This is a genomic window from Streptomyces sp. NPDC005784 (assembly GCF_042871525.1).
GTDB lineage: Bacteria > Actinomycetota > Actinomycetes > Streptomycetales > Streptomycetaceae > Streptomyces.
The window spans coordinates 128,405-152,802 of sequence record NZ_JBIAIQ010000022.1 but is presented as its reverse complement, the minus strand read 5'-3'; the positions used below and the strand labels follow the sequence as shown (position 1 = coordinate 152,802).

Below are 24,398 nucleotides of genomic sequence, written 5' to 3'. Positions count from 1 at the left end.
GAGCGGGGAGATATCTGGCCATCCGCGGGGAAACCGCTGGCCATCAGTGGGGCCGTAAATGGCCGCCTATGGGGAGTATGCCGAGGCCACGGTCAGACGGCAATAGAGGGAGTCCGGTACGTCACCACGGGGGGAGCGACGGACCGGACGTGGAGCCCGCAATGGCACAAGTCGCCTTCGGGTGGCGCGACTTCACTCTGCGCGGTAGGGGCTCCAGCGGCCGAAGCGGGCCAGCCGTTTCCGCGCCGCGCCCTCGTCCAGGCCCAGCGCTGCCGCCACCTGCTCGGGGTGCGCGTCCTGCCGGGCCGCGCACTTGAACACTCGGTATGGCACGGGCCCGCCGACCTCCGGCCGGCGGGCCGCACGGTCTATCGGTCACATCGACAACTTCTCCCACTTCGCCTCCACGCTCCAGGCCCGAGCACCGCGCGCGAAGTCAGCGAACACAGCGACGACCTGCTCGAGGTCGGGCAGCACACAGCGGTAGTGACGATCAGGCGAACCGTCACGGTGCTCGACTCCGAACCCGCCCGACGCCACACCAGCCCGCGACCCGGCCCCGACCTGGACATACCGGCCCTCGCTCCCCTCCAGGATCACGAACCAGTTGTCCGCCGACAGGCTCCGCACCGCCCGCTCAACGGTCTCGGCATCCGGATCCTCCACCTGCAGGCCGACGCACGACTGCAGCTGCAACGGGTCGGGTCCCCGCAGGCCAGGCGGGACATGGACCACCCCGGCCTGGGGATCGAAGCACACCAACCCGTGCTCACCGGACAGTTCGACAATGCGCGGAGCCACCTCTGCCGCACGGCCCCACCCCATCGGCATCAGCACGCACTCCTCGGAGACGTCCAAGCCGGCCGACCAGGGCGAAGCGAGATCCGGCAACTCGGGAAACTCCGCAACCAGGGCCTCATGGAACCTCGCCACGGCCGGGCTCCCGGCAACCACTCCAGATGCGCCCTCGCACATCCGCCGATACTTCTGCACAGCCTCCGCCCGCGACGGACGCTTCTGCTCGAACCACACCGCAAGATCAAAGCTCATGACACCCCTGCCCACCGGAGCCCACCCCCGATCGCCGGAGATCCTAAACGACACCACTGACAGCCCCAGGATCAACGGGGAAGACGCTTTGGAGCTGTCGTCACCCGTCGGTCGTGCCGGCGGGTGATCTGGCAGTGGCATCACCATCGAGGTGGCGCTGTCGGAGCATGTGGCCCAGGTGGGTTGCCGGGGGCCACGGGCGTGGCGGTGAGAGGAGGGGATGGGGCACGTGCGGAATGAGCCGGCCGCGGCCCCGCCTGGTGGGCGGGGCCGCGGCCTTGTGCCGTACGCGTGGCCGGTCAGGGGGCGACGATGCCTTCGCCGCCGACGCCGCCCGGCACGGTCCGGGAGCCCAGCGCGGTGAGCGAGCCGTCGCCGTTGACCGCGAACTCGTCGACGATGCCGTTGACTCCCGTCTGGGCGTAGAGGTAATGCCCGTCCGGGGTGGTCGCGGCGTCGACGGTGCCGGGGTGGGTGGGCGTGTTGCCCAGGGGGGTCAGGCGGCGGCCGTGGTCGGAGGTGCGGAAGCCGCTGAGGGTCGAGCTGCCCGCGTTGGAGGCGTAGAGCAGGTTGCGGGCGGCGACGATCCAGCAGGTGGCCGACTGGCCCGTGGCCGCGTATGCCTCCTGCGATGCGGTGCCGTCGCGGTGGATGGTGAACGTCGCGACGGCGTTCGTCCCGGCCTCGGCCAGGAACAGGCCGTGGCTGCCGTTGGGGACGAAGGCGAAGGGCACGGCGCCCGGCAGATTCGTGGTGACAGGGGAATCGGCGGGTGCGCCGGAGCGGTCCAGGTTGAACACCAGGAGGTTGCTGCCGTTCGCCTTGGTGGTGACGACGAGCTGGGAGCCGTCTCCTGTGAAGCCCACCTGCCCCGGGGTGTTGGTGAACTGGGGCGTGGCGTTCGGGTCGAGCCCCAGGTCGCGGTTCCATCCGGCCTGCTCGCGCAGGCGGCCGCCGTGGATCGTGTAGCCCTGGATCGAACCGCCGTCGAGTGCGTTGAGCACGTACACGTCGTCGTCATGCACGGCGACGCTCACCGGGAAACGGCCACCGGAGCCGACGACTTGCCGCAGCGCCAGGCGGTCGCCGTCCACCGAGAACACGGAGACGGTGTCGCTGCCGGCGTTGACGGCATACAGCAGGGCATGGCGCGGGTCGTAGGTCAGGGAACCCTGCGAGGCGAGGTGGTCGGCGACCGACCCGGCCAGCACGCCCCCGAGACCGTCCGTGTCGTAGGTCTTGGCCTGGGTCAGCCGCCCGTTCTCCGCGCGCCGGTAAGCGATGATCTGGTTACCCGCCGGGTCGTCGGTCTGGACGAAGACCGCATGGTGGCCGCTGCTGTCGTGCCCGTCGTCGCCGCCGCGCGCCGCAGCGGACACGGACGGAGTGCATACGGCCGCTGTAGCTAGCGCGGTCGCGACAGCCATGCCGAGACGAGTGATCTTCTGCACGATGTTCTGCCTCCACGAGGGACCGGGATCGACGTCTCGCTGGAGGCCTGCGTCTCTGGTCGAGCCAGATTCGGGCACCGTGGCCGCGAGCGGAGACGACATGGACGAGGACTGTGGTGGGCGTGCACGCTACGCCGACAGCGTCTCCGTGCGGGAGCCACCACTGTTCCTCACCGACAAGGTATGTGATGTTTTGTCAGAAATCTTGGAGGTGCTGCGGTTCGGCGCTGCCGCGCAGCTCGCCGGAGTAGAGGGCGTCTGTAAAGCCTGTCAGCGTGCCGGCTTTGCGAGGCGTCGCAGGAGAAGTCGGTGGCCTGCCGTCCGGGCGACGGCGGTTCGCCGCCTCCCCGCTGGCCGAGCTGACCGCGATGCTGAACGTGCTGGCCGAACCCGCGCATCTCCCGCAGCTCGCCGGCTGGGCCGGGGACGTCTGGACTGGGCTGCGCCCGGAGCTGGCCGAGCGGCTCAGGGAGGCGGAGTTCCGCCCGCGTTCCTCATGAGCCGACTTCCTGGTCCCCGCCCGTCCCCGGCCGACCCTCGCCGAGGAGTTGGACGATGTGGACCGGATCGACGGTGAAACCTATGTGACCACCGCGCTCATCACCACGTGCGGAAGCAACCGGGTCCCTTCGCCGCGCCGTCGCCGCTCGCCGACGCGACGGCGAGCGAGCGTGCCCTGGACCGGGGCCCAGGCCCGCGGCGCGCTCCAAGAGGCCTTCGCGGAACGGCTGCTCGCGGACCCGGCGCCGTGCGGGCGCGGGTGCGTAACACCCTCGAACAGTGCGCCGAGGCCTTCTTCGACGCCGCCTGGACGAGCATCGCCGTGCGACTCGCCACCGACCTGCGCCTGAAGAACGGCCTGCTGAAGCGCCAGGGCTGGGGACGGCACTCGCATCGGTCTCCAGCGCCGTGACCCTGGCGCCGGACGGCAACCGCATCATCGTGGACAAGCTGCAGGACAATGCGACCGCCGCCCACGATACCGGGGTCACCTTCCTCCTCAGCGTCTTCGGCCGCCCGCACCTGGTGGCGGTCCACGCGCCCGGGTGGCAACCGGTGGTGCAGTACCCCGTGGCCGAGGCGAGTCCATCGGAACCGGTAACGCTGGAACGGTCACGCTACGGCTGAAGGCACTCGCGCATCCGGTACGGCTGCGGCTGCTGCGCACCCTGGCCCGCGGCCCGCACACCACCGGTGAACTGGCCCACGCCTGAGAACTTTGACCCCGGACGATTCCCGCCACCTCGCTGTCCTGCGCCGCGCGGACCGGTCACGCCTGAACTGCCTCACCTGGCCACTTGCTTGGGTACCGGCTGCGTCTTTCGGTGGACCGCGCGCTGTCGTCGAGCAGTGAGATGTGGGTCACATCCGGTGGCGTCGGTGTCACACTCCGGGGGCTCACCTCCGTCTCAGGGTGAAACCGTAGCGACCGCGGCAGGAGGCACTCATGAGCTCCGACACCCGGCCTGGCGCACCGGGGAAGTCCCGGCCAGCCGGCATGGATGGCGACACGCTCCCCGGCGTCCTGGTCAACGGCAGCCTCGCTCCGACGCGACGCTACGGAATTGTCCGAAGCGGCAGCAGGCTGCCAGACAAAACCGCGGCCGGAAAGCTCGATGCCCGGCACGACCTCGACCGGCCCCCGCCCAGCCCGACGGCAAACGCCACGGGGGACCCATAGGCCCGACGGGCCGAAGAGAAGGGAAGATCATGACCAGGTATCGGAAGACGGGGCGCGCACTGACCGCCGGCGCGGCTCTGCTGGGCGCACTGGTGTTTTCGGGACCGGCGAACGCCGCCGACCGCACCTCCATCGTCGCCTACGGCGCTCACACCCGCGCGCAGGCCGTGTCCTACGGTGCGAACGGCGCCGTCAGGGTCTGCGACGTCTATCCGGACGGCTACGGGGTCGCCGTCCGCTACTACCGCAGGGTCGGAGACCGTCAGACGCTGTATGACTTCAAGGGCAAGGGCGAGGACAAGTGCAGCGAAACCACCGACATCCGGAGCAATCCGATCACCCTCTTCGCGGCGTGCGTGGTCATTGACAGCATCGACTACTGCAACACCCAGTACGCAGACACCGGCCGGTAGTCCGCGCGCTCCCACGGGGTGCCGCACTGGCGTGACCACTCCGGACAGCAGCTGTGCATCCAGGCGGGCGCCGGCCCCGTACGGCGCCCGCCGCCGCCACTGGGCGGGCACCCGCGCTCCGTCGACCGGCCGCTCGGCGGTGCGCAGCCCCGCCGTCCACGCTGCCCGGTGTCTGCGGTGGCTGCGCCCGGTGCCTCAGATGTGATCCAGTCAGGTTGCGACCGTGGCGCCGTCCCAGAAGAGAGTGCGGGCTGCCCGGACGCGCTGCTGGTCGGCACGGAGTCCAGGGTGCCGGCAGGGGTGGTTCGGCCGCTCGTGCTGACGGCGGGGCCGGCGTCGCCTCGGCTCCGGCCCCGCCGCACAGCCCGACCCGACGGGCCGCGGGTGCGAAACCGCGGAGGAGATCCCCGCGTCGCCGACCTCCCGCCCGCGTCGCCGACGTCCCGCGGGCCTTGCCCGGCGCAAGGGTTACCTGCTCAGTGGTCCCATGCCTCGGGGCCGCCGCCGCGCCATTCGATCCACTCAGCGGTCCTGATGTCCGATGCTTCGACGTCGTCCATACCGACTCGGCGCAGGAACTCGGCGATGTCGATCAGGGTGTAGGCCATGCCGACGAACCCTTCAGCGACACGGACTCTGCGGCCGCCGTCCGTAGCCGGCGGGTAGACAACGACGGACTGATCACTGGCCATGCGTTCAGCGTGCGCGCGCTGCCGGCCGCGCGCATGCGGAGCGGTCGTGCCGTTCGTAGGCTGGTACAGGCTCTCGCGGTTGGTGTTGGAGACCACCCTCGTGAGCTGCTGCTTCTTCCGTTGCCTCCGGCGTGTCGGGCATCGGAGCCTCAGCTTCATGTCGCTTCCTCGGCGGTCTGCCTTGATCGGAGCAGACCGCCGAGCTTGTGACCTGGGCTGTCGCGCACCTTCCGAGTCAGCAGCCCCCAGGTCTCCCACGGGTGCGGTTGCCAGGCGGTTTGGCGACGAGCACGGTGCCGGGTCGGCAGTGCGAGCATGCGTCGACGCCGCCGGCGAGGGCCTGGACGCGAGCCGCCGGAGCTGAACTCGCGTGAACAAGTCTCCGAGTGACCCGCTCGATCGCGCCGTGCGGTAGATGCGCGTTCCCGGGCCGGTCGGACGGGCGGCTCAGCGCAGTCCGGCGAAGAGATCGTGCTCGGGTACGGCCGCGCCGGTGGCGTCCTGGACACGTACGAAGGTCTCCATGCCCATCAACTCGCCGAACCTCTCCTTGCCCATCTTGAGGAAGAAGATGTTCTCGCCCTGACTGGCGTGCGCGGCCAACGCGTCGAACTTCTGACCGCTGAACGCGGTGGTGTCCACCCACGTGGTGATCTCATCGTCGGGGAGGCCGATCTTGGCCATCGCGGCGGCCTCGGCAGGATCCGGCTCCGGCATGTCCTCATGGAACTCGCGCATGACCTCGCCGAACCGCTGCATCATCGAGCGGGGCATCGTGGTCCAGTACACCTTCGGTGCCAGCGCGGTCATCTCCAGCGCCGCCATCGTGATGCGGTGGGCCTGGATGTGGTCGGGGTGGCCGTAGAAGCCGTTCTCGTCGTAGGTGACGACCACATCAGGTCGGTAGTGCCGCATGAGATCCGCGAGTCGGGCCGCGGCTTCCGGCACGGGCGTCTGCCAGAAGGATCCGGGGGCGTCGTTGCTCGGCCAGCCCGTCATCCCGGAGTCGGCATAGTCCAGCATCTCCAGATCGCTGACCTTCAGGACGTCACAGCTCGCCTCAAGTTCTTGACGGCGCATCAAGGCGACCGCCGCCGGATCGTGCCCGGGGTCGCCCGGCTTGACACCCCCCGGTCCGTCACCGCAACCGCCGTCGGTACACGTCACGAGAACCGTGCGGATGCCTTCCGCCGCGTACCGCGCGAGGACCCCTCCGGTTCCGGTGGCCTCGTCGTCGGGGTGGGCGTGCACTGCCATCAGCGTCAAGGGCCGGTCAGTCATGAATCAGTCCTCCTGCAGAAATACGTCTTGGTCCGAGTGCGCGGCGGGCGTACCGCGATCCCGGGGCCCGGATCCTGGTGGGACGGACGACCTTGTGGTCTCCGTGATCCCCGCCCGTACGGCGCCGGTCCCTCTGTCGATGCAACCGTGCCGACCGGACCGGCTGTTCCCGGCGCGGCCGCCTGGCCTTCCAGGCGTCGGCGTTTCAACGCGAATGAGGTACAGGCGCGACCTGCATGTCTCAGCGCCACGTCGGATCCGACGTTCATCCGGTTCCAGCCGTAGGATTCCGACACGAAATTTGAGACTCTACAGTTGGTGTGGGATCTCAGTGCTCGTGGCACACGAAGAGTGCCTGACCAGTAGTCATTCGGTCATTCGGTGGTCTCACGTCGGGGCATGGCCGGCTTGTCTCAGGGGCGTGACATTTCCTCACGAACTGGTGAGGACGACAGCCATCAGTCGCAGGAGTGTTCGTGACGGAGTGCGCGCTTTGCGTCGCCAGCTTCTACCCCGACCGCCCTCTCGACCTGATCGTCAACAACGAGATCACCCCGGCGGTCAACCAGATCGAAACCCACCCGTTCTTCCAGCGCGCCGACTACCAGGACTCGTCGCGACGACACCGGAGATGGACTTTCCACGAGAACGTGTGATCCTTGCCTCCATGTGGGGGTTCGAGCGTCGTTTGGCGCACGGTGTGATGTCCGGCGCCATGGTCGCAACAGTCATGGCGCTGACCGGATGCAGCGGGACTCCGTCGCCGGTCGGGGACCCTGATCCCGGGCATCGACGGCTCAAGGCGATTCTCCCGGTGCTGTCCGCGGTGCCGCCGCGCGCACACGTCACGCTGAAGCAGAGCGTTAAGCCGCAATGGGACTCGTGCGACGGAGTGAGGTCGACCTACGGTTGGGATCCGGCGACCGTCGATGTCGACTTCACCGGCGGCGGGTCCGCGCTTCAGGTAGTCGCATATGTGCAGACGGCCATGCAGGGTCTGGGTTGGACGTTCGACCAAGCCTCGATCGCTCAGGGCGTGTGGGCGTGGCACAAGAAGTTGACCGACGGCGGCCAGGCTTCGGCGCAACTGCTCGGTGGACCAGATGCCGAGCCACCCGATTGGACCCTGCAGGCGACAGCGCCGCCCGCTTCTCACCCGTCCAGGGGCTGCTGAACGCGACCGGTCGTCGCATCGAAGGGGCCCCCTGATCGGTGGGCTTGATCAGCGGACGTGGAACCGCAGCGTACGCGCGGTCGACTTGGGCTGGTTGGGTGGGACAGCGATGGACTCCACCGAGCGCGTGAGCATGCTCATACCCAGGGATCCTCAAGATCTCGCTTGTCCGTCGAGCAGACCTCAGCGGGCGCAATCGCAGTCCGGGTGGCGCGCTCCAATCTGCCAATGAGCTGCCAGACGACGACGATCGATAGCGCAGCGGCACAGATGTCCAGGCCCTCGCTGAACATGATCTGCCGCAGTGCATGACGAGCTTGGCTCGCGCTGACTGCCTTCTTCAGTTCCTTGGGGGCATCGTTGTATGCGTTCGCCGCTACGAGGACAGACAGCCACCATGCCGTGAGCAGGGGATGTCCGCGACGACGCTGCCGTTCCGGCTGGCCGGCAGCCCAGAGGTCGTTGATGAACATCTTGGGTATGAAGAGCTGCGCTACCGGTATCACCCAGCCGAAGACCAGCCACGCCCGGCGCCGACGCTGGCCCTGGCGCCAGAGCACATCCGCGACGTCGCGCATGTTGGCGAGCCAGATGCTGAACTGAAGAAGGGCCGCGAGGAGCAGACCCGTCCGCCAGCCCATCAGGTTTCTGAAATACGTGTCGACCTCGACCAATGGGTTGTCCACATACGGTCCCGGCGCCAGCGATCCCGCCAGCAGTTGGTACTTGTGCCACGCTGCCAGCCCGGCCGCGACCGTCACCGACGCGAACGCGGCGAGCGCGGCGGAGGCAAACCGGGCCTGCCCGCGCGGCAACCTGACTGCTTCAACCACTTCGCACCCCCTGGAAGCCGCCCGTCCGGACTTCCCGCAGGTCGGCAGCGGATCTTAACTCCCAGGGAAGCTGATGCCAGCGTCGCGTCGGGTCAAGACCGCCCAGGTGAGCTGACATCCGCGCCCGACATCGACGAGCGTGAACGGGGTCGGCCAGCCACGCGACCGCCACCAGGGGTAGCCTTCCTGTCCATTCGAAGGCCTCTGGACGCTCCCTGTGCACACCATCGCTTTCCTGCCGCGCAGCGCGCTGGGCCTTGGCGGCGGTCTGGTGTTCGCGTGGGAGTTGAACCGCCAGGCTTCGGGACCGGGCTGGAGAAAGCCGCGGGTCTTCTCCGCGATAGCGGCTGGGCTGCTCGCCGGACTGCTCGGCGACTAGAGAGTTCCCGACCACGTGCCCTTCCCATGCCTGTCCGGTCGGGAAGCAGCGGGGAGCCACGGTCGCTGACGGACAACGCTCACGAGAAGGGCCCTTGACCTAGAGACCTGGTCAGGGACCACTCATCTCCGGTGGGTGTGGGATTTGAACCCACGGTGACATCGCTGCCACGACGGTTTCCAAGATGGCTCATGGCCTGGGCCCATAGAGACTCGAACGCGCGCGGGGTAATCTCCCGGTGGAGGGGTGCCATGGCTTCGTGGATCATGCTGGCCTGCGGATGCGTGATGGCATCCCTGGGGATGTTGGCCTTGAACGGTCGACATGCAGCGCAGTACAGGCATCCCCGGAAGGCCGGCTGGGGCTTCATTCTGGTTGGTGCCGGCTTTGCCTTGGACGGAGTGCCGAGGCTGGTCGGGTGGTCCTATGCAGTGGGCGCCGACCTCGCCGGCGTAGCGATGATGTTCGTCGTGCTCGGCGGGGTGCTTCAGATCCTCGGCAGGCCGACACCAAGGGCAGCGCGACTGCCGACATCGCTGACAGGCACCAACAAGCCAGAGCTGCACCGGGCAACGCCGGACGTCAGCGGTTGGCCGGCCGAGGGAGAGCAAGGCTCGGCCCTTGGCGAAGGTGGCCCACGATCGATCTGACTCGGGAGTGCGCATGGCTCCGGGCCTTGTGGGACTAGGCAAGGGCCTGTTGACCTGTATCGCCGTGCCCTGGTTCGGCTACCAGGCCCTATACGGCGAGGGGGCGCTACGGATCGCTTCCATCGTCTTTTTGGTGGCGGAGGTGCTCTCGGCTGCAGGCGCGGTCCTCGATTACGTCCGCCCTCGACCGAAGCGGCGCCGGTCACTGGAGAAGCGGGACGCGGGTTGAACTGCCCGTCCCGCCGCTGGTCCTCACTGGTCGTCTGACCAGCCCCGCAGACCTCCACAACCGGCTTTGCCCATAGTTGGCATCGAGGGCGACCACAGAAGAGTCGGTCCCCGACTTCCCCGCTTCCATGGCACCGTGCCCGGTGCTCGGCCTCATGCCATGAAGCCGCCAGCCGGAGGAGCAAGGCATCCTCGCCGAGGACCGACGCCGAACACTGTAGCGCGGACCAGTGGGACGGACAGCGCACGGCGGTAGTTGGCAGACGTGCCGCAACCGGGCCACGTTTGACGGAGAGTGACGGGAAACCACGGACGAGGGCGGGTCAGGTCGCCGAGTTCCCGGCATGCGGCAGAAGCGCAGGTCTGGAGGCAGAAGCCCAATCACGGGGGCGCCCCCGCGCCTCAAGCGAGTGTCGCAGGTTCGAATCCTGCCGGGGCAGTGATTGGAGAGGCCTTCCCCACCGGCCGGGGCTCTCCTCACGTCGCCGTCTAATGTTGTGACCGCATCGGTTCACCGGGTTGGGCGTGGGGCCTCGCCTTCACCAAACAGGCCGAGGGACTGGAGCACTCGCGCAGGAGCGACAGCGACAGCGACACGCAGGTTTCACCGGAGGTCGGGTGAGACCTCACGTGAGAGTGCCAGCCTGCGTCGTTGTCGGTCGATTTCTGTGACGACGACCGTGACCTCGTCGCCGACCTGAAGGACGTCCTCCGGAGTCTCCACAGGCATCCGGGTGACCTCTCGTAGATGAACCAGTCCCTCAATGCCGTCGGCGACCTGAACGAAGACGCCGAATGGGACCACCTTGGTGACCTGTCCGTGCAGCGTCTGGCCCACCCCGGTCCCTTCGACGAACTCCGCGAAAGGATCCGGCTGCATCGCCTTCAAGGACAGCCTTGCCTCTCCGTTCCAGTCGTCGAACTGAAGAAACTCACATGAGACGTGCTGTCCGACCCGAACGACGTCCGAAACTGCGTCGATGTGGCGCCACGACAGTTCGGGGACCGTGATGAACCCGACGCCAGGGAAGACCGGGTGGTCAGGGCCGTCGTCCAGCGACACGAACACGCCGAACCGCTCGATCGCCGCGACTGTCCCGGAAAGGATCTCTCCGCGGTGACGTGATTTCAGAAACGCCCAAAGTTCCGGATTCTCGGTGGCGGTCATCGCCAGCCGGCCCCGGCCCTCGTCCAGATCGACGGCCATCACCTCAGCGGTGATCCGCCGGCCGATCTCCACGGCCACAGCCACATTCCAGCGTGGGCGGGTGTCTCAGCGACAGGTCTCGGCGCGTCGCTCGCGCTCGCGCCTGTCACCGTCGACGAAGCCACACCTGGGAACCTCACTCTTCGGCGATCCATTGGGCGAGGGAGAGCAGGGTGGTTTCGACGCTGTTCGCCATGTAGTCGCGGAGTGCGTCGAGGTCGCCGCGGGTGGTGCCCAGTACCGAGTCGAGGCGGAGGAGTTGCCAGGACTGCTCGACGACGGTTCCGCGTCCCCGGGGGTGGAAGGTCCAGTTCCACTGCACGATGCCGTCTTCGGCGCCGCCGACCACGAAGGTGAAGGCGTCGCCGGGGTCGGCTCGTACGATCTGGGAGCGGGTGGTCCATTCCCTGCCGTCCTTCTGATTGCGGCCGCTGAACCAGGCGCCGACCCGAGGCCCGGCGCCCTGGTCGAACGTGACGTCGGTCGCGTTGGGGCTCCAGCGGCCGATCGCGGACACGTCGCTGAGCAGGTCATAGACCCGGGCGGGTGCAGCATCGACCCATGCGCGTCTGGTGAAGGCGAAGCCTGATGCGTCCAGAGTCTCGAAGAGGTCGTGTTCGCTGGTGGTGGTGCTCAAGGCGTCCTCCTGGGTGCGTGCGGGGTGGTGCCGAGTCGGCGACGCCCACGTCATCACCACTCCTGCCGGGGAGCCAGACCCGCTGGTGCCTATCCACAGTTGGGGCAGGCTGTGCGTTTCGAGTCGGCCCATACTCGGATCCATGACCGGAAAATCGCAGCTCGGGGACTTCCTGAAGGCGCGGCGCTCACAGCTGCGTCCCGAGGATGTCGGGATGCCCACCTACGGGGAGCGTCGGCGTGTGCCGGGTCTTCGGCGCGAGGAGTTGGCGCTACTGGCGGGTGTGAGCGCCTCTTACTACACCCGGCTCGAGCAGGGGCAGTCACTGAGCGCGTCGCCTGAGGTGCTGGACGCGATCGCCGGGGCTCTGCGGCTGGACGAGTCCGAGCGGCGGTACCTGCACGACCTGGCCCGGGTGGACAGGCCTCGTACTCGGGGTCGGCGACCTGCGCCGGAGCGTGCGACGGAGGCGACGGCTCAGTTGCTGGACGTGCTGGCGGACGTTCCCGCGATCGTGCTCGGCCGGCGCAGCGACGTGCTGGCGTGGAATCGCCTGGGTCACGCGCTGTTCGCCGGGCACCTGGACCCTGGCGCCCCGGACCTGTCGGCGCAGCGTCCCAACATGGCCAGACTGGTGTTCCTCGACTGTCATACCCGCGACCTGTATGCGGACTGGCCGAGCAAGGCCAGGGCGGTGGTGGGGAATCTGCGCCTGGTGGCGGCCCAGCATCCGCAGGACACGGCATTGCACGCGCTGCTGGGTGAACTGAGCGCAAAGAGCAGTGAGTTCGCCTCGATGTGGGCCGACCATCGGGTCAAGGCGTGTGCCGTCGCCGCCTATGAGATGCGGCACCCGCTGGTCGGCCCGCTGACCGTCGTTCAGCAGACCCTGAGCCATGGGCCGGGCCCCAACACGGTGGTCGCCACCACGGAGGCGGGCTCGCCGTCACGGGCCGCGCTGGCCCTGCTCGCCCAGGTCATCACCCAGGACACCGTCCCGGCCGACGCGGCGCAGCCGGCGCCACGGGCCGACGCCGGCTGACCTCACACAACACCAACGGGCGCTCGGCCGGCACGTGCGAGCACCCGTCCCGCCCGGGCACGGCTGACGACCAGCCGCCGGCATCAGCCCCCCGGGGCCGCAGGGCCCCGAGCGGAATCCACCTGTCTCCACGCGTGCGTCGACGTGTTGCTGTCGCATGCCCGAAAACCAGTGAAGGAACCATGTTCAAGAAGATCTCCGCGCCCGCCATGTCGGCGGCCGTCCTTGTCGCGGCCGCTGCCGCAGCGCTCAGCCCGGACGCGGCGTCGGCCGTCTCCGCCCCGCTGAGCAGCGCGCGGATCGCCATGCACTTCGACCTGGCCAAGGGCCAGACGCCGGAGAACGTCGCCCTGGCACCGGGCGGCGCCGCGTACGTCACCTTCGCCGAGGGCCGCCAGATCGCCGAGGTCTCCCCCAAGGGCGCCATCCGGATCCTGGCCACCCTGCCCAAGCCCGCCGACGGGGGTGTCCACACCCCCGTCATGGGCTTCCCGCTGACCGTCGGCATCGTCCGTGCCCACGACGGAACCCTGTACTTCCTCTACGCCACCGGCACCCCCGACCTCACCGGGGTGTGGCGCCTGCGCCCCGGCGGCGAACCCCAGCGGATCGCCGCGCTGCCCGCCAACGGCCTTCCCAACGGCCTGGCGCTGGACCCGCGCACCCGCACCCTCTACGTCACCGACTCCGTGCTGGGCACCGTCTGGAGCCTGCCCGCCACCGGCGGCACCCCCACCCCCTGGTCCACTGCCCCCGAACTGGCCTCCACCGGCTTCCTCGGCGCCAACGGCCTGAAGGTCCATAACGGCGCGGTCTGGGCCACCAACCTCGACAAGGGCACCATCCTGCGCATCCCCATCCTCCAAGACGGACGCGCCGGTTCGGTCCGGACCGAGGCCACCGGCCTGCCGGGGATCGACGACTTCGCCTTCACCGGCCACGGCGACCAGCTGCTGGCCGCGCTCAACGGCCCCAGTGAGGTCGCGCTCGTCCAGCCCGACGGCAGCCACTCCATCGTGCTGACACCGGCCGACGGCCTGCAGAACCCCACGTCCATCGCCCTGCGCGGCCACACCGTCTACGTGCTGAGCGCCGCCTACGTCACCGCCAAGGACCCCGACCTTGTCCTCGCCCACCTGAACGACTAGCCCCGCGCCGGCGGAAAGCACACCCCGGGGAAGCGCACCGGCCCCTCGGGACGCCCCGCTCTGTCAACTCCGGTCAGTCCGTCACGGCCGCCCCGGTCTCCCGGAAAGCCCGCACGTCAGGAGAACATCATGCAGAACACGCACGAGCTCAAACTCGGCGACGTCACTGTCACCCGCATCGAGGAAATGCACGGTCCGATCATGCCCCCGGACCAGTTCTTCCCCGATCTGCCCGAGCACGCCTGGCAGGAACACCGCGAGATGCTGGTGCCCGATCACCTGGGTGCCGACGACGCGATAGTCAACGTCGCGATGCAGACCTGGCTGCTGCGCAGCGAGGGCCGGACCATCCTGATCGACACCGGCGTCGGCAACGACAAGACCCGCCCGGCCCTCGACGCGTGGGACCACCTGCAACTGGACTACCTCGGCAACCTCGCCCTCGCCGGCGTGCGGCCCGAGGACGTCGACCTGGTGGTCAACACCCACCTGCACGTCGACCAGTCGGCTGGAACACCCGCCTGATCGACGGTGCCTGGGTACCCACGTTCCCGAACGCCACCTACCTGATGCCCAAGGCCGACTTCGAGTTCTGGAACCCGGCGAACAACCCGGACATCGCCGGCGGCGTCAACGAGAACGTCTTCGAGGACAGCGTCGCCCCCGTGCACGCCGCGGGCCAGGTCCAGTTGTGGGAGGAAGGCCACACCATCGACGCCGGCCTGCGCCTGGAAGCAGCCCCCGGCCACACCCCCGGATCCAGCGTCGTCAAGCTGGCCTCCGGAAGCGACCGGGCCCTGTTCGCCGGCGACCTGATGCACACCCCCCTGCAGATCACACACCCCGACCACAACAGCTGCTTCTGCCCGGACCCGGCCCAGGCTCGCACCACCCGCCGCAGGCTGCTCGGCTGGGCCGCCGACACAGGCGCCCTCGTTCTGCCCGCCCACTTCAGCGGCCACAGCGCCCTCGAAGTCGAGCACAAGGGCAGCGGATTCGCGATCAAGAAGTGGGCGCCGATCACCCGGTACTGACCCCGACTCCACCCCGCCGCCGCTCCGGCCACCCCGGAGCGGCGGCACCCACCTGACCAACCAGCAGCCAGGAGAACCGAGATGGCACCCGACGATCCCGCCACCGTCAGCACCACCTCGGGCCCGATCCGTGGTCGCCTCGACCGACACGGGTCCGTCTTCCTCAACGTGCCCTACGGCGCACCGCCCGTCGGACGCGGGCGTTTCGCCGCACCGAGCCCGCACGAACGGTGGACCGGGATCCGTGACGCGACGCAACCGGGACCGACTGCGCCCCAGCCCGCCCGGGACTCCTTCGGCACCCTCGACATGTCGCCCTACTTCGGCCCGGGCTGGCGGCGCGCCGACGACTACCTCACCGTGAACATCTGGGCCCCGCAGCCGGATGGACCGACCCGGCCGGTCATGGTGTTCGTGCACGGCGGCGGGTTCGTCGCGGGCTCCATCCGTGCACCGCTCTACGACGGAACGGCCTTCGCCCGCGACGGCGTCGTCCTGATCACCGTCAACTACCGCCTGGGCATCCCCGGCTTCCTGCACCTGCCCGACGCCCCGGACAACCGCGGCATGCTCGACGTCCTGGCCGCCCTGCACTGGATCCGGGAGAACGCCGCACGCTTCGGCGGCGACCCCGACAACCTCACGCTCTTCGGCCAGTCCGCCGGAGCCATCATCGTCGGCGGCATCCTGGCCGACCCGGCATCCTCGGGCCTGGTCCGACGGGCGATCATCCAGAGCGGCAGCGGCACCGGCGCCTTCACTCCCGACCAGGCGAACATCGTCACCGCGGCCGTCGGACGTGAACTGGACCTCGAACCCACCGTCAAAACCCTGGCGGACATCCCCGACGAGCGCCTCGTCACCGCCACGGCCGCCCTGACCGGCTTGGACCTGCGCACGTCCACCCACCACCACCCGCTCGGCGGAATCACGTCCTTCAGCCTGGTCAGCGAGCACCAGCCGGCCACCGCGGTCGCCGCAGGCCAGGGAGGAGAGGTCGACCTGCTGATCGGCGCCAATCTCGACGAGGGCAGTCTCTACCTGGCACACTGGGACTCCTGGCGAACACCACTGACGCCGATGTCCGGGACACCGCGGCACGGTTCCACCCCGAGCCCGACGAAGCCGTCCGTGCCTACCGGGTACAGCATCCGTCCGCCTCAGCCGCCGATCTGCGCACCACCATCCTCGGTGACGGGCTGTTCACATCCGGCACCCGGAAGATGGCCGCCGCACACGCGAGCGCCGCGGCCGGACGGACGTACTGCTACGAATTCGTCTGGCGCTCCGACGCGAACGACGGGCGACTGGGCGCCAGCCATGTCATGGAGTTGCCGTTCGTCTTCGACCGCCTGTCCCTGCCATCGCTGCGCGGCCCACGAGGGCTCCTCGGCAACGCCGAACCGCCCGCCCCACTCGCCGCCCGGATCCACCGCTCGTGGATACGGTTCGCCGAGACCGGCAATCCCGGCTGGCCCGTCCACGAACCGGCCGGAGGCCACGTCCAGCACATCGGCGTCGCCTGACCGTCAACCGCGGCCAACCGCGCCGAGCGCCGCCGCCGCGCATGGCGCGCCGACGGCAGGGGAGGCGGCCCGCTGGAGGGCGGTCACCGGTATCGGTAAGCCGAGCTATCAGAACCTGTGCAACGCAGTCACGCGTTCGGGGGTGGCTGCGGGACGACGTGCTGGGGTCCGATGACCGAGAGGAGCTGTAGTTTTTCGTGGCTTTCGCTGCCGGGGACGGCGGTGTAGACGAGAAGGTTGTGTGACTGCTCGGGGTCGAGAAGTATCTGGCAGGTCAGTTCCAGGGCGCCGACCTCGAGGTGCACGTAGCGTTTGACGCCGTTGTAGTGGATGCCGATTTCGTGTTCGTTCCAGACGGTGCGGAACTCTTCGCTGCGGGCGAGCAGCAGGTCCATGAGGTGAGCGGCCCTTGAGTCGGGCCCGCGGAGTGTGACCATCTTGCGCAGCCCGGCGGCGACGACGCGGGAGTGCAGCGCGTGGTCGTCGGGGTGGTAAGGCTCGGGTTGCCGGGTCGGTGAACCACCGGAAGATGATGCTGCGGGCCGGGCCGGTGTACCGGGTGGTGTCGCCGGTGAGTGCGACGCCGAGCGGGGTCTGCCGGAGTGTCTCGCCGAGCTCGGTGACGATCTCGGCGGGGGTGTCGGTGAGACGGTCGAAGATGCGCAGCAGGCCGGGACTGACGTGCTCGCTGATCGGGCCTCTCGCGGGTGGGTTGTGCCCGGCGAGACGGAACAGGTGGTCGCGTTCGTCGAGGGACAGATGCAGACCCTGCGCGATAGAGGCGATCATCTGCATGTCCGTGGCGCGACAGGGCCAGGTCTCATGAACCGTCACGACGCTCCGCGCGAGGAGCCTGGCAGCGTCGTGATCGAGAAAGTTTCACTGGCAGGGCAGTCGAACCCCCTTCCGTACCCGTCTTTACGGGGGAACGAGGGAGGGCACATTGAACGCCGACGAGGAACGCCAGTTCCGCGAGTTCGTGGCGGCGCGGTCGAGATCGCTGCTGCACACGGCCTACCTGCTGACCGGGGACTGGGAGCAGGGCCGTGACCTGCTCCAGACCGCGCTTGCCTCCACCGCTCGGCGTTGGTCGCAGCTGCGCGACCGGCAGCAGCCGGAGATCTATGTGCGCCGGGCGATCTACCACGCCCAGGTGGACCGCTTCCGACTGCTCAGCTGGGGACGGGAGACGGTCACCGACACCCTGCCGGACCAGCCGTCCGCGCAAGGCGCTGACTTGGCCGACACCGTGGTCCAGCGGCAGGACATCATGGCCGCGCTGCGGCGGCTGCCCAAGCGCCAGCGTGCGGTGATCGTTCTGCGCTACTTCGAGGATCGGCCGGACACCGAGATCGCGGCGATTCTGGGCGTCGCCCAGGGGACGGTCCGCAGCCAGACCCACAAGGCCCTCGCCTCTCTCCGCGCCACCTTGGCCGAGGCAGGGCCGTCGGCCGCCTCCTCCTCCACCTGCTCCGGAAGGGGCGTCATCGCATGAACGACTCGACCGAACACCCGCTGCACGAAACGTTGCTGCACGATGCCTTGCACGCCCATGTCCGGGAGAGCGGCGGTGATGCCGCCGGTCCCTATCTGGTCGGCCTGGCCGACGGCGCATTGAAGGTCGCCCGGCGGCGGCAGCGGCTGGCCCGCGCCGGGGTCGGTATCGCCGCCGCCGCCGTGGTCGCCGCCGCCTGGGTGGCCGTCGCGGACGGCGCGACCCAGCATGCGCACGTGGTTCAGCCCGCCGTAGGGAGCACGGGGAACACCGACAAGGTCGCCCTGATGTCCATCCTGCCGGTCACCTCGTCCACGGAGCACCCCTGCACCCATGGCAGCGGCGGCTACACCGTGCGCGCGAGCGCGACCCACCCAGAGTTCTGCATCCGCGCCGACCGGGCCAGGGGAATGACCGACGTCCGTGTCACCTCCGCGAAGGCCGACAAAAGCACTGTCGACGGCACCTGGAAGGTCGAGGTGACCCTCAGCTCCGCCGACCGGACCCGTTTCGCCGCCCTCACCGGCTCCATCGCCACGGCCCCGTTTCCGCGCAACGGATTCGCCATCGTCCTCGACGGCAAGCTCTGGGGCAACCCCTTCGTGACCTCCTCGATCACCGGCGGCCGTCTCGAAATCGTCGGGGCCTTCGACGGGGACCTCACCAGCGCCAGCGCCCACGACCTCGCCCTCCGGCTGAATGCCGGCAGGTGACCCGCATCCCCTGTGACCGGCACTGCCAGCCGGTGCAAGTCACACATCCCCGGACTCCCCCATACCGCAGGGCAAACCCGACTTCTGGGAGACCGACTCCACCCGCGGCGAATAGTGGCGCCGGGCGAGCTTCCGGCGCCCAAAGCCAACTCCCGCTATGGCGTCGACGAACCTATGGCGCTGACGAACCGCTGATCAAGGTGCACGAGTCCCTCCTGCACTCGATCAGCGAGGCGTTGAACCACCACCGCCTGCCTTTGAACCTGGTCGAACCGCCGACTGTGGCCATGCCTACGACGGGAAACAAACTCCTCTCTCACACGATCAACATCCGCGGCGCCACGCACGATCCGCAGGCCGGCCCGCTGATCGAGCCGTTCCTCAACCACAACTCTTGACGATTGCTCCCAGGTTGGTCCCACAGTCGCTGTCGGTGGCGTCATCTACTGTCATCTTCATGGGAAGCCACTTCCAGACCGTCGTCGACCTGGACGCCACTCAAGCAGACGCTCAAGCCCTTGCAGCGGGCGCCCTTGACTGGCTTGTCAAGGAAGGAATAGTCCGGGCCGAGCTCACCAATTGCGTTCTCGGGGCGCCGCTGGGGCACCCGCCCGGTCCTCTCTGGGCCAAGGCGGTCACCCAGGAGGACTGGGAGCCCAGCGACGGACTCAAGATCGAGACAGGCAGAACCGTCTTCCATGGTGGCCAGGGTGATGCGATGTTCGCGGTTTGCCCTCACTGCGCAAGCCAAGTGCCCCTGTACACGGATGAGTGGGACGTGATCGAGGGCGCGTGGGAGCCCTTCGGAAAGGCCATCGAGACCTGGCACGGCGCGGGCCGGGCCGCCATTACCTGCCCACGGTGTCACCGAGCCGGTGACCTGACTGCGTGGACTTGGGACGACGACTACTACGCCTTCGGCTACCTGGGCTTCGAGTTCTGGGACTGGCCCGAGTTCAGTCCCAGCTTCCTCGAACGATTCAGACGCGCGCTGAGTGGCCATCGCGTGGTCCTGGTGGGGGGCAAGCTCTGAGGTACAGAGCCTTGCATGACTGCTTCCGTCCCCAGTCGGCCCAGCCCCGCGATGAACGATCCCCGTTGGGTCGTCCTGGACCCCAGAGCCAGCCCGACTCAGTTCCCGTCTCATGTCCCGACTCATTCAGCCCCGTTCACGGCCGTTCGGACGGGACCGCCAGCAGGCTTTGCCAGCCGCGCCGGCCGCGCATGAACTCAGGTGAACGCCCCTGCACACAACCCGGCACACCACCAAGACAGTTGGAAAGTGTGGTGTCCAATGCCCGTCGGTGAGTGAGGGGCGTAAAGCAGGTGCCGACGCGCGCCCCACGGTCGAGAATGCCGCCATGCTCAACGACCTGGTGGCGTTCCTCAAGGCGCGTCTGGACGAGGAGGCCGACCTGGCCCGACGCTGTGACGGAGCCGGGTTCCCTGCGAAGTGGACCGCGCACGGAGCGGCAGTCGACTTCGGCCAAGGGGATGCCACCGGATTCCACCCCGCGGTAGCCCAGCACACGGCCCTGCACGACCCTGTCCGCGTGCTGCGCGAAGTCGAGGCCAAGCGGCGTGTGCTGAACCGGCACACGCTCAGTCCGTCCGAAGGCGATCCCGAGCTGCCTTGGAACGACATCGACGACTGCCAGTTCGACGGCGACCTCTGGCCCTGCGACGACCTACTCGATCTGGTCCTCCCCTACCATGAGCACCCCGACCTTCCCGAGCGCTACAAGCCGAACCGGGCAACCGGGGAACGGGGCGACCGCACCGCAAGCGCACCAGACAGTGCGGGGGACAGCGGGGAATCCCTGTGAAGACGACCAAGCCTGTCGAAGTCGTACCTCCGCCGTACCTCCAGGTCGGCGTCAAGACCAGCCGCGTGTGATCGCAGTTCCCAACTGAGAGTGCGAGTTCGCGTCTCGTCGCCCGCTCCATGACCGGGGCCCAGGTCAACGACCCGGGCCTTTTCGCTGTCCACTGCGATCACTCGCCGCGTGCCAGTTCCGTGCCAGAACGCTGATCGTCTGGATCACTGGTGTTCTCTGATGGGCTGGGGCAGAGGGCAGGGTGCGCCTACCTTCTGCCCGGCCAATCTTGGGCCGTGGGAAGGCGAGTTCACCTGCCCGTGCTGCGGCGGGGGCTGGGCCCGGGACAAGCTGAAAGAGGCTCTGTTCATCCTGCCGTCGAGAGCCGCCACCGAACTCCAAGGACAGGTCGAGCGCCTGGACGCGGTGCTGCTCGGGAGAACGCACCATGACCCAATGACAGATGCGGAGTTGTCGTGGTGGCATCGCAGGTGCTGACCGACCGAGCACAGTCCATGCCGGCTGGATGATCAAGGCGGTGGCCAGGCTTCTGCGGTACAGCAGCAAAGTACAGCAACCAGCACGACCGTAGTCATCCCGCAGCAGCCTTCATGGCCCCCCGCGACCAGGCCGGCGGCCCTCAGTGACCGCCCCGCCCATGGTTCACATTCAGGCCCGTTGCGGAGGACCGAGCCTTTTGATGACCTCGTGCATCTCCGCCTCGTCGGCCTCGTAAACCGTCTCACCCATGCGTGGATCCCGGGCGTGCAGCGTGTGGATCAGCGGCCCGTAGCCTGCCCCCAGCCGGACCAGAGAGGCCGAAGGACCGTGGACTGCACGCTCGGTACCCGGCTGGGCGGTCAGGTCAATGCGGCTGACGACCCCTGGGGTGACCCAGACCGTCGCTTGCTCCAGACGCGCCAGAATCTGCAGGTGGAAGTGCCCGCACAGAATGAGCTGGACATCGGTCCCGCGGATCGTCTCGGCCAGTTCCGCATGGTTCTGCAGGCCCAGCGCCTGCTGGACGTCGACGTCCAGGGCGACCGGCGGATGGTGGAACGCCAGGACGGTTCCCGACGGCGCAGGGTCGGCCAGCAGCTCACGCAGCCACTCGAGTTGGCCGTTGCCCAGGCGGCCGTAGCCCTTGCCCGGAACGAGCGTGTCCAGCGTGATCAACCGCCATCCGTCCACAGTGCTTACGGCCGCCCGCTCACCTGCCGCCCCCTCGTACGCAGCCTCGGGCTGCCTGTGGCCACTGCCGAGTACCTCGCAGAACGCGGTGCGGTCGTCGTGGTTGCCCGTCGTGTAAAAGACCTCAGCCCCTCGCCGGCCGGCGTAGGCGGACACGAGCTCGGCCGCCCGCGTGTACGCCTCACGGGACCCGTCGTCCGCAACATCACCGGTGATTACCACCGCGTCGAGGTCGTCCAAATATTGGAGTTCGTCCAGCAGAAGACGGAGTGCCGCAGTGCCGTCGGCCCCGTCGGCGTCCTGGGTGCCTGCCTCGTCGAGATGAGTGTCAGAGAGATGCAATATCCGCATCGTCTGAAAGTAGCCTCCGCCACCGTGTCGGGCCAGGCTCTCTCTGCCCGGGATCACGCCTTGGTTGGTGTGGGGGCGGCCGCAGGTGGTGCGGGACCGGCAGAGCACTGCGATATGTCTCGCAAGCACCGCCCGTTTGGCGGAGCTGGGGGCACCCGTGCGCGCGGAATCCATCCATCATGCAGCCCTCCACGCGCACCGCCGCCGGACAAGTCCCCGCCGAGTCCCCTGGTGGCGTCCCACCGGTCGGCGCCAAGCCACTGGGGCCTCCGGTCGACGGTCTCGAGGCCCGCATGGCCGCAGTCAAGGAGGACATGGACGCCCGGCTCGCGCTGGCGGCCGTCGCCTACGAGGTCAACACCGCGCACATCGAGACCACCCCCGTCGATTGGTCCCACATCGCAGCCCCACTGGCTCCCACCGCACCGCTCCCAACCCCCGGACCGTACGCCACACCCATTGCGGCACTTCTGCACCGCGCTTCCCTGCGGCTGCAGGAAGGGGGCTGGTGCGCGGGAGCACTGATGGATGAGGAGGGGAGTCTGTGTTCGCAGGGCGCGATCCGCTTGGAGTCCGGTGGCGACCGGCGCCTGGAGGCGCAGTCCCTGGAGGTGCTGCTGGAAGCGATCCGCAGGCGGTTCGGCCCCCACGTGGAGTCCGTGCCCGCCTTCAATGACGCCTGGGCCAACGGTCGTGAACCGACACGCATGATGGAGCAGGCCAGCATTCTCGCGGACGCACGCGGCATCTGAGTTGCGCGCCGGGACAGAGCGGTCGTCGGCGTTCAGATCGCCTACAGCACCATGGGCGGCCGTACGACCAGGTCGAGCGACCAGGTCAAACAACCTGGCTCAGCGCGGCAAGGAGCAACTGACGCTCGAGACCATGCTCGGCCGGCACAGGACGAGACACAGCTCGACCTGGCGCAGGAGAGACGGAGCCACCGACTGGCGGATGTACTACTACCAGGCCACGCGCGTGCCGCCCTGCCTTTACTACGTGCCGCCCGGCGTTGGCTACCTGCCTCCCGGCGTTTCCCACTGGACTGGCGCCCATCGTGCAGCCACTCCCGCTCACGCCCGTAGGACGCGCTTGTGCTGGTGGCGGCCACGGTGAACCATCCATTTGACGTTCCTTGATCCCGGCTCAGCCGAGCGCCGGCCGACCAGCCGGCGCAGAGCATGACCGGCAGGCGCGGGGCCCGCTTCAGTTTCGGATCATCGACATCAGCAGCCGGTGGGTTTCGGCGTCGGCGGCCGCCACGAGTCCGTGGCCTGCCTGACCGATCGGGGCACCGTCGATTCCGGTGACTACGCAGCCGGCGGCCTGGCACAGGGCGATGCCGGCGGCGAAGTGCACGCTCCCGGACAGGTCACCGCCGTCCGTCACGTACGCGGCGCGCTTACCGGCGGCGACCCAGGCCAACGCCAGAGTCGTGGACACGACCCGGGGCCGGAAACGCTCCACGAAGTCGGGCTGAGCCAGCAGGTTCACGGCCCGGAAGTCGGGCGCGTTGCTGAACGGCGGGTCGAGATTGACGTCGACGAGTCGGCTGGCGGACGTGGGCTCCAGTTGGGCATCGGCATCGCCGTGCCGCACCCAGGCGTTCGCACCGTCGGTGAAGAAGACCTCGCCGCTGAACGGGTCGGCCACCGCCGCGGCACCACCGCGAAGCGCCACGTTGACCGCCACCAGCATGTTGCCGACCGCGTAGTTGAGCGTGCCGCACAGGGGATCGACCAACCATTGGCGCGCGGCCTCCGCGGCACCTTGCTGTCCACTCTCTTCGCCGAGCACGGCGTCGTCGGGCCGGGCGGCTTGAAGGACGCTGAGGATCGTCTTCTCGGCCTCCACATCGGCGGCGGTGGCGAAGTCCCCGCCACCCTTGTCGATACGCGTGAGCCGTCGGCCGTACATGGTGCGCACCACATCCGCGCCGACGCATGCCGCGGCTATCGCGACCTCGGCATCATCCAGCCTCGCATACGAGTTGATCACGTCACGCAGGATATCGGCGTGGTCAGCGGGCCGACCCGCGGTTGCTTCAAGAGGCGGAAGCCCGGTTACCGGGCCCGCGCTCCGAGGAATTCGGCTGAGCCGTACACCGCAGCCCATGGCTCCGTCGTCGTCGCCACGATGCCCGGAAGGCCGGCCACGATCGGCACTTGATCCCCACGAAGCTCGGCGTTGGCGACGCCGCCGATCGCATCCAGCCCGTGGGGACTTCCGCCCCCGGTCAATGGCTCACTGCGCCCACTCCCCCACCTCCGGGCCGTGAACCGTCACATGAGCGCGGCGGCGCTCCCCGCGGACCGCCGAGGGACCGGTGCGCCGGGCGGGACCTCTGTGGGCGCCGGGAGTGATTGTCAGTGGCCGACGCTAGCGTTCAGCGCATAGTCGCACTC

Annotated in this window: 22 protein-coding genes and 5 pseudogenes; 16 read left to right on the top strand and 11 right to left on the bottom strand. The window is 68.6% G+C overall.

The window, feature by feature from the left end:
* Positions 1-192 precede the first annotated feature (192 nt).
* From ACFYR3_RS29530 to ACFYR3_RS29520, 3 genes are all read right to left on the bottom strand, one after another.
* Positions 193-333, bottom strand: coding sequence for a hypothetical protein (locus tag ACFYR3_RS29530; protein WP_356786317.1), 141 nt, complete (start codon positions 331-333; stop codon positions 193-195).
* A 42-nt stretch (positions 334-375) separates the two neighbouring features.
* Positions 376-1,050: a hypothetical protein gene (locus ACFYR3_RS29525; protein WP_355855178.1), complete on the bottom strand. Its 675-nt coding sequence runs from the start codon at positions 1,048-1,050 to the stop codon at positions 376-378.
* A gap of 299 nt (positions 1,051-1,349) precedes the next feature.
* Positions 1,350-2,501, bottom strand: a complete 1,152-nt coding sequence (locus ACFYR3_RS29520) for a beta-propeller fold lactonase family protein (RefSeq protein WP_355855175.1) — start codon at positions 2,499-2,501, stop codon at positions 1,350-1,352.
* Positions 2,502-2,776: 275 nt separating this feature from the next.
* On the opposite strand from ACFYR3_RS29520, the pseudogene ACFYR3_RS29515 reads away from it, so the two are divergent.
* Positions 2,777-3,629: pseudogene (locus tag ACFYR3_RS29515) on the top strand (DUF5937 family protein).
* Positions 3,630-4,211: 582 nt separating this feature from the next.
* Positions 4,212-4,595, top strand: a complete 384-nt coding sequence (locus tag ACFYR3_RS29510) for a hypothetical protein (protein WP_355855172.1) — start codon at positions 4,212-4,214, stop codon at positions 4,593-4,595.
* A gap of 476 nt (positions 4,596-5,071) precedes the next feature.
* On the opposite strand, the gene ACFYR3_RS29505 is transcribed toward ACFYR3_RS29510, so the two are convergent.
* Together ACFYR3_RS29505 and ACFYR3_RS29500 are read right to left on the bottom strand one after the other, a co-directional pair.
* Positions 5,072-5,287: a hypothetical protein gene (locus ACFYR3_RS29505; protein ID WP_355855169.1), complete on the bottom strand. Its 216-nt coding sequence runs from the start codon at positions 5,285-5,287 to the stop codon at positions 5,072-5,074.
* A gap of 447 nt (positions 5,288-5,734) precedes the next feature.
* On the bottom strand, positions 5,735-6,568 hold the full coding sequence (locus ACFYR3_RS29500; protein WP_355855166.1) for a PIG-L family deacetylase: 834 nt from the start codon (positions 6,566-6,568) through the stop codon (positions 5,735-5,737).
* Between the two features lie 488 nt (positions 6,569-7,056).
* On the opposite strand from ACFYR3_RS29500, the pseudogene ACFYR3_RS29495 reads away from it, so the two are divergent.
* A pseudogene (locus ACFYR3_RS29495) lies at positions 7,057-7,194 on the top strand (aldo/keto reductase); the annotation flags it as partial.
* A gap of 41 nt (positions 7,195-7,235) precedes the next feature.
* On the top strand, positions 7,236-7,742 hold the full coding sequence (locus ACFYR3_RS29490; protein WP_389285142.1) for a hypothetical protein: 507 nt from the start codon (positions 7,236-7,238) through the stop codon (positions 7,740-7,742).
* Positions 7,743-7,879: 137 nt separating this feature from the next.
* On the opposite strand, the gene ACFYR3_RS29485 is transcribed toward ACFYR3_RS29490, so the two are convergent.
* On the bottom strand, positions 7,880-8,575 hold the full coding sequence (locus ACFYR3_RS29485) for a DUF4328 domain-containing protein (protein ID WP_389285141.1): 696 nt from the start codon (positions 8,573-8,575) through the stop codon (positions 7,880-7,882).
* A 217-nt stretch (positions 8,576-8,792) separates the two neighbouring features.
* Between ACFYR3_RS29485 and ACFYR3_RS29480 the strand changes: the two genes are divergently transcribed.
* Complete coding sequence (locus tag ACFYR3_RS29480; protein WP_355855157.1) at positions 8,793-8,954, top strand: hypothetical protein; 162 nt, start codon at positions 8,793-8,795, stop codon at positions 8,952-8,954.
* 251 nt (positions 8,955-9,205) lie between these two features.
* Positions 9,206-9,604, top strand: coding sequence for a hypothetical protein (locus ACFYR3_RS29475; protein ID WP_389285140.1), 399 nt, complete (start codon positions 9,206-9,208; stop codon positions 9,602-9,604).
* A gap of 832 nt (positions 9,605-10,436) precedes the next feature.
* Here ACFYR3_RS29475 and ACFYR3_RS29470 read toward each other — a convergent pair.
* Complete coding sequence (locus tag ACFYR3_RS29470) at positions 10,437-11,078, bottom strand: S1 RNA-binding domain-containing protein (protein ID WP_389285139.1); 642 nt, start codon at positions 11,076-11,078, stop codon at positions 10,437-10,439.
* Between the two features lie 97 nt (positions 11,079-11,175).
* Complete coding sequence (locus ACFYR3_RS29465) at positions 11,176-11,676, bottom strand: SRPBCC family protein (protein WP_389285138.1); 501 nt, start codon at positions 11,674-11,676, stop codon at positions 11,176-11,178.
* Positions 11,677-11,818: 142 nt separating this feature from the next.
* Here ACFYR3_RS29465 and ACFYR3_RS29460 point away from each other — a divergent pair, with 142 nt between their 5' ends.
* The 5 genes and pseudogenes from ACFYR3_RS29460 (at position 11,819) to ACFYR3_RS29440 (ending at position 16,426) form a co-directional block, all read left to right on the top strand.
* Positions 11,819-12,718, top strand: coding sequence for a helix-turn-helix domain-containing protein (locus ACFYR3_RS29460; RefSeq protein ID WP_389285137.1), 900 nt, complete (start codon positions 11,819-11,821; stop codon positions 12,716-12,718).
* 182 nt (positions 12,719-12,900) lie between these two features.
* On the top strand, positions 12,901-13,866 hold the full coding sequence (locus ACFYR3_RS29455) for an SMP-30/gluconolactonase/LRE family protein (protein WP_389285136.1): 966 nt from the start codon (positions 12,901-12,903) through the stop codon (positions 13,864-13,866).
* Between the two features lie 129 nt (positions 13,867-13,995).
* Positions 13,996-14,900: pseudogene (locus ACFYR3_RS29450) on the top strand (MBL fold metallo-hydrolase).
* A gap of 81 nt (positions 14,901-14,981) precedes the next feature.
* A pseudogene (locus ACFYR3_RS29445) lies at positions 14,982-15,890 on the top strand (carboxylesterase family protein); the annotation flags it as partial.
* Between the two features lie 233 nt (positions 15,891-16,123).
* Positions 16,124-16,426, top strand: coding sequence for a hypothetical protein (locus ACFYR3_RS29440; protein ID WP_356785045.1), 303 nt, complete (start codon positions 16,124-16,126; stop codon positions 16,424-16,426).
* A gap of 128 nt (positions 16,427-16,554) precedes the next feature.
* On the opposite strand, the pseudogene ACFYR3_RS29435 reads toward ACFYR3_RS29440, so the two are convergent.
* Positions 16,555-17,221, bottom strand: a pseudogene (locus tag ACFYR3_RS29435) (XRE family transcriptional regulator).
* A 148-nt stretch (positions 17,222-17,369) separates the two neighbouring features.
* Here ACFYR3_RS29435 and ACFYR3_RS29430 point away from each other — a divergent pair.
* From ACFYR3_RS29430 to ACFYR3_RS29415, 4 genes are all read left to right on the top strand, one after another.
* Positions 17,370-17,921 (top strand): SigE family RNA polymerase sigma factor, encoded by a 552-nt coding sequence (locus ACFYR3_RS29430; protein WP_356785038.1) that lies wholly within the window; start codon positions 17,370-17,372, stop codon positions 17,919-17,921.
* Entirely contained in the window at positions 17,918-18,634 is a 717-nt protein-coding gene (locus tag ACFYR3_RS29425) for a hypothetical protein (protein ID WP_389285135.1), read from the top strand. Before ACFYR3_RS29430 ends, ACFYR3_RS29425 begins: the two co-directional genes overlap by 4 nt.
* Before the next feature lie 457 nt (positions 18,635-19,091).
* Positions 19,092-19,667 carry a hypothetical protein gene (locus tag ACFYR3_RS29420; RefSeq protein ID WP_356785036.1) on the top strand — a complete coding sequence of 192 codons (576 nt, stop codon included), beginning with the start codon at positions 19,092-19,094 and terminating at the stop codon, positions 19,665-19,667.
* Positions 19,668-19,995: 328 nt separating this feature from the next.
* Positions 19,996-20,460: a DUF6221 family protein gene (locus ACFYR3_RS29415; protein ID WP_389285134.1), complete on the top strand. Its 465-nt coding sequence runs from the start codon at positions 19,996-19,998 to the stop codon at positions 20,458-20,460.
* Positions 20,461-21,120: 660 nt separating this feature from the next.
* On the opposite strand, the gene ACFYR3_RS29410 is transcribed toward ACFYR3_RS29415, so the two are convergent.
* Complete coding sequence (locus tag ACFYR3_RS29410; protein ID WP_389285133.1) at positions 21,121-22,050, bottom strand: metallophosphoesterase family protein; 930 nt, start codon at positions 22,048-22,050, stop codon at positions 21,121-21,123.
* 122 nt (positions 22,051-22,172) lie between these two features.
* Between ACFYR3_RS29410 and ACFYR3_RS29405 the strand changes: the two genes are divergently transcribed.
* A complete protein-coding gene (locus tag ACFYR3_RS29405) occupies positions 22,173-22,745 on the top strand; it encodes a hypothetical protein (protein WP_355855137.1) in 573 nt (190 codons plus the stop codon).
* A gap of 454 nt (positions 22,746-23,199) precedes the next feature.
* Here the strand turns inward: ACFYR3_RS29405 and ACFYR3_RS29400 are convergent, their stop codons facing one another.
* Entirely contained in the window at positions 23,200-23,991 is a 792-nt protein-coding gene (locus ACFYR3_RS29400) for an inositol monophosphatase family protein (protein ID WP_389285132.1), read from the bottom strand.
* Positions 23,992-24,398 lie beyond the last annotated feature (407 nt).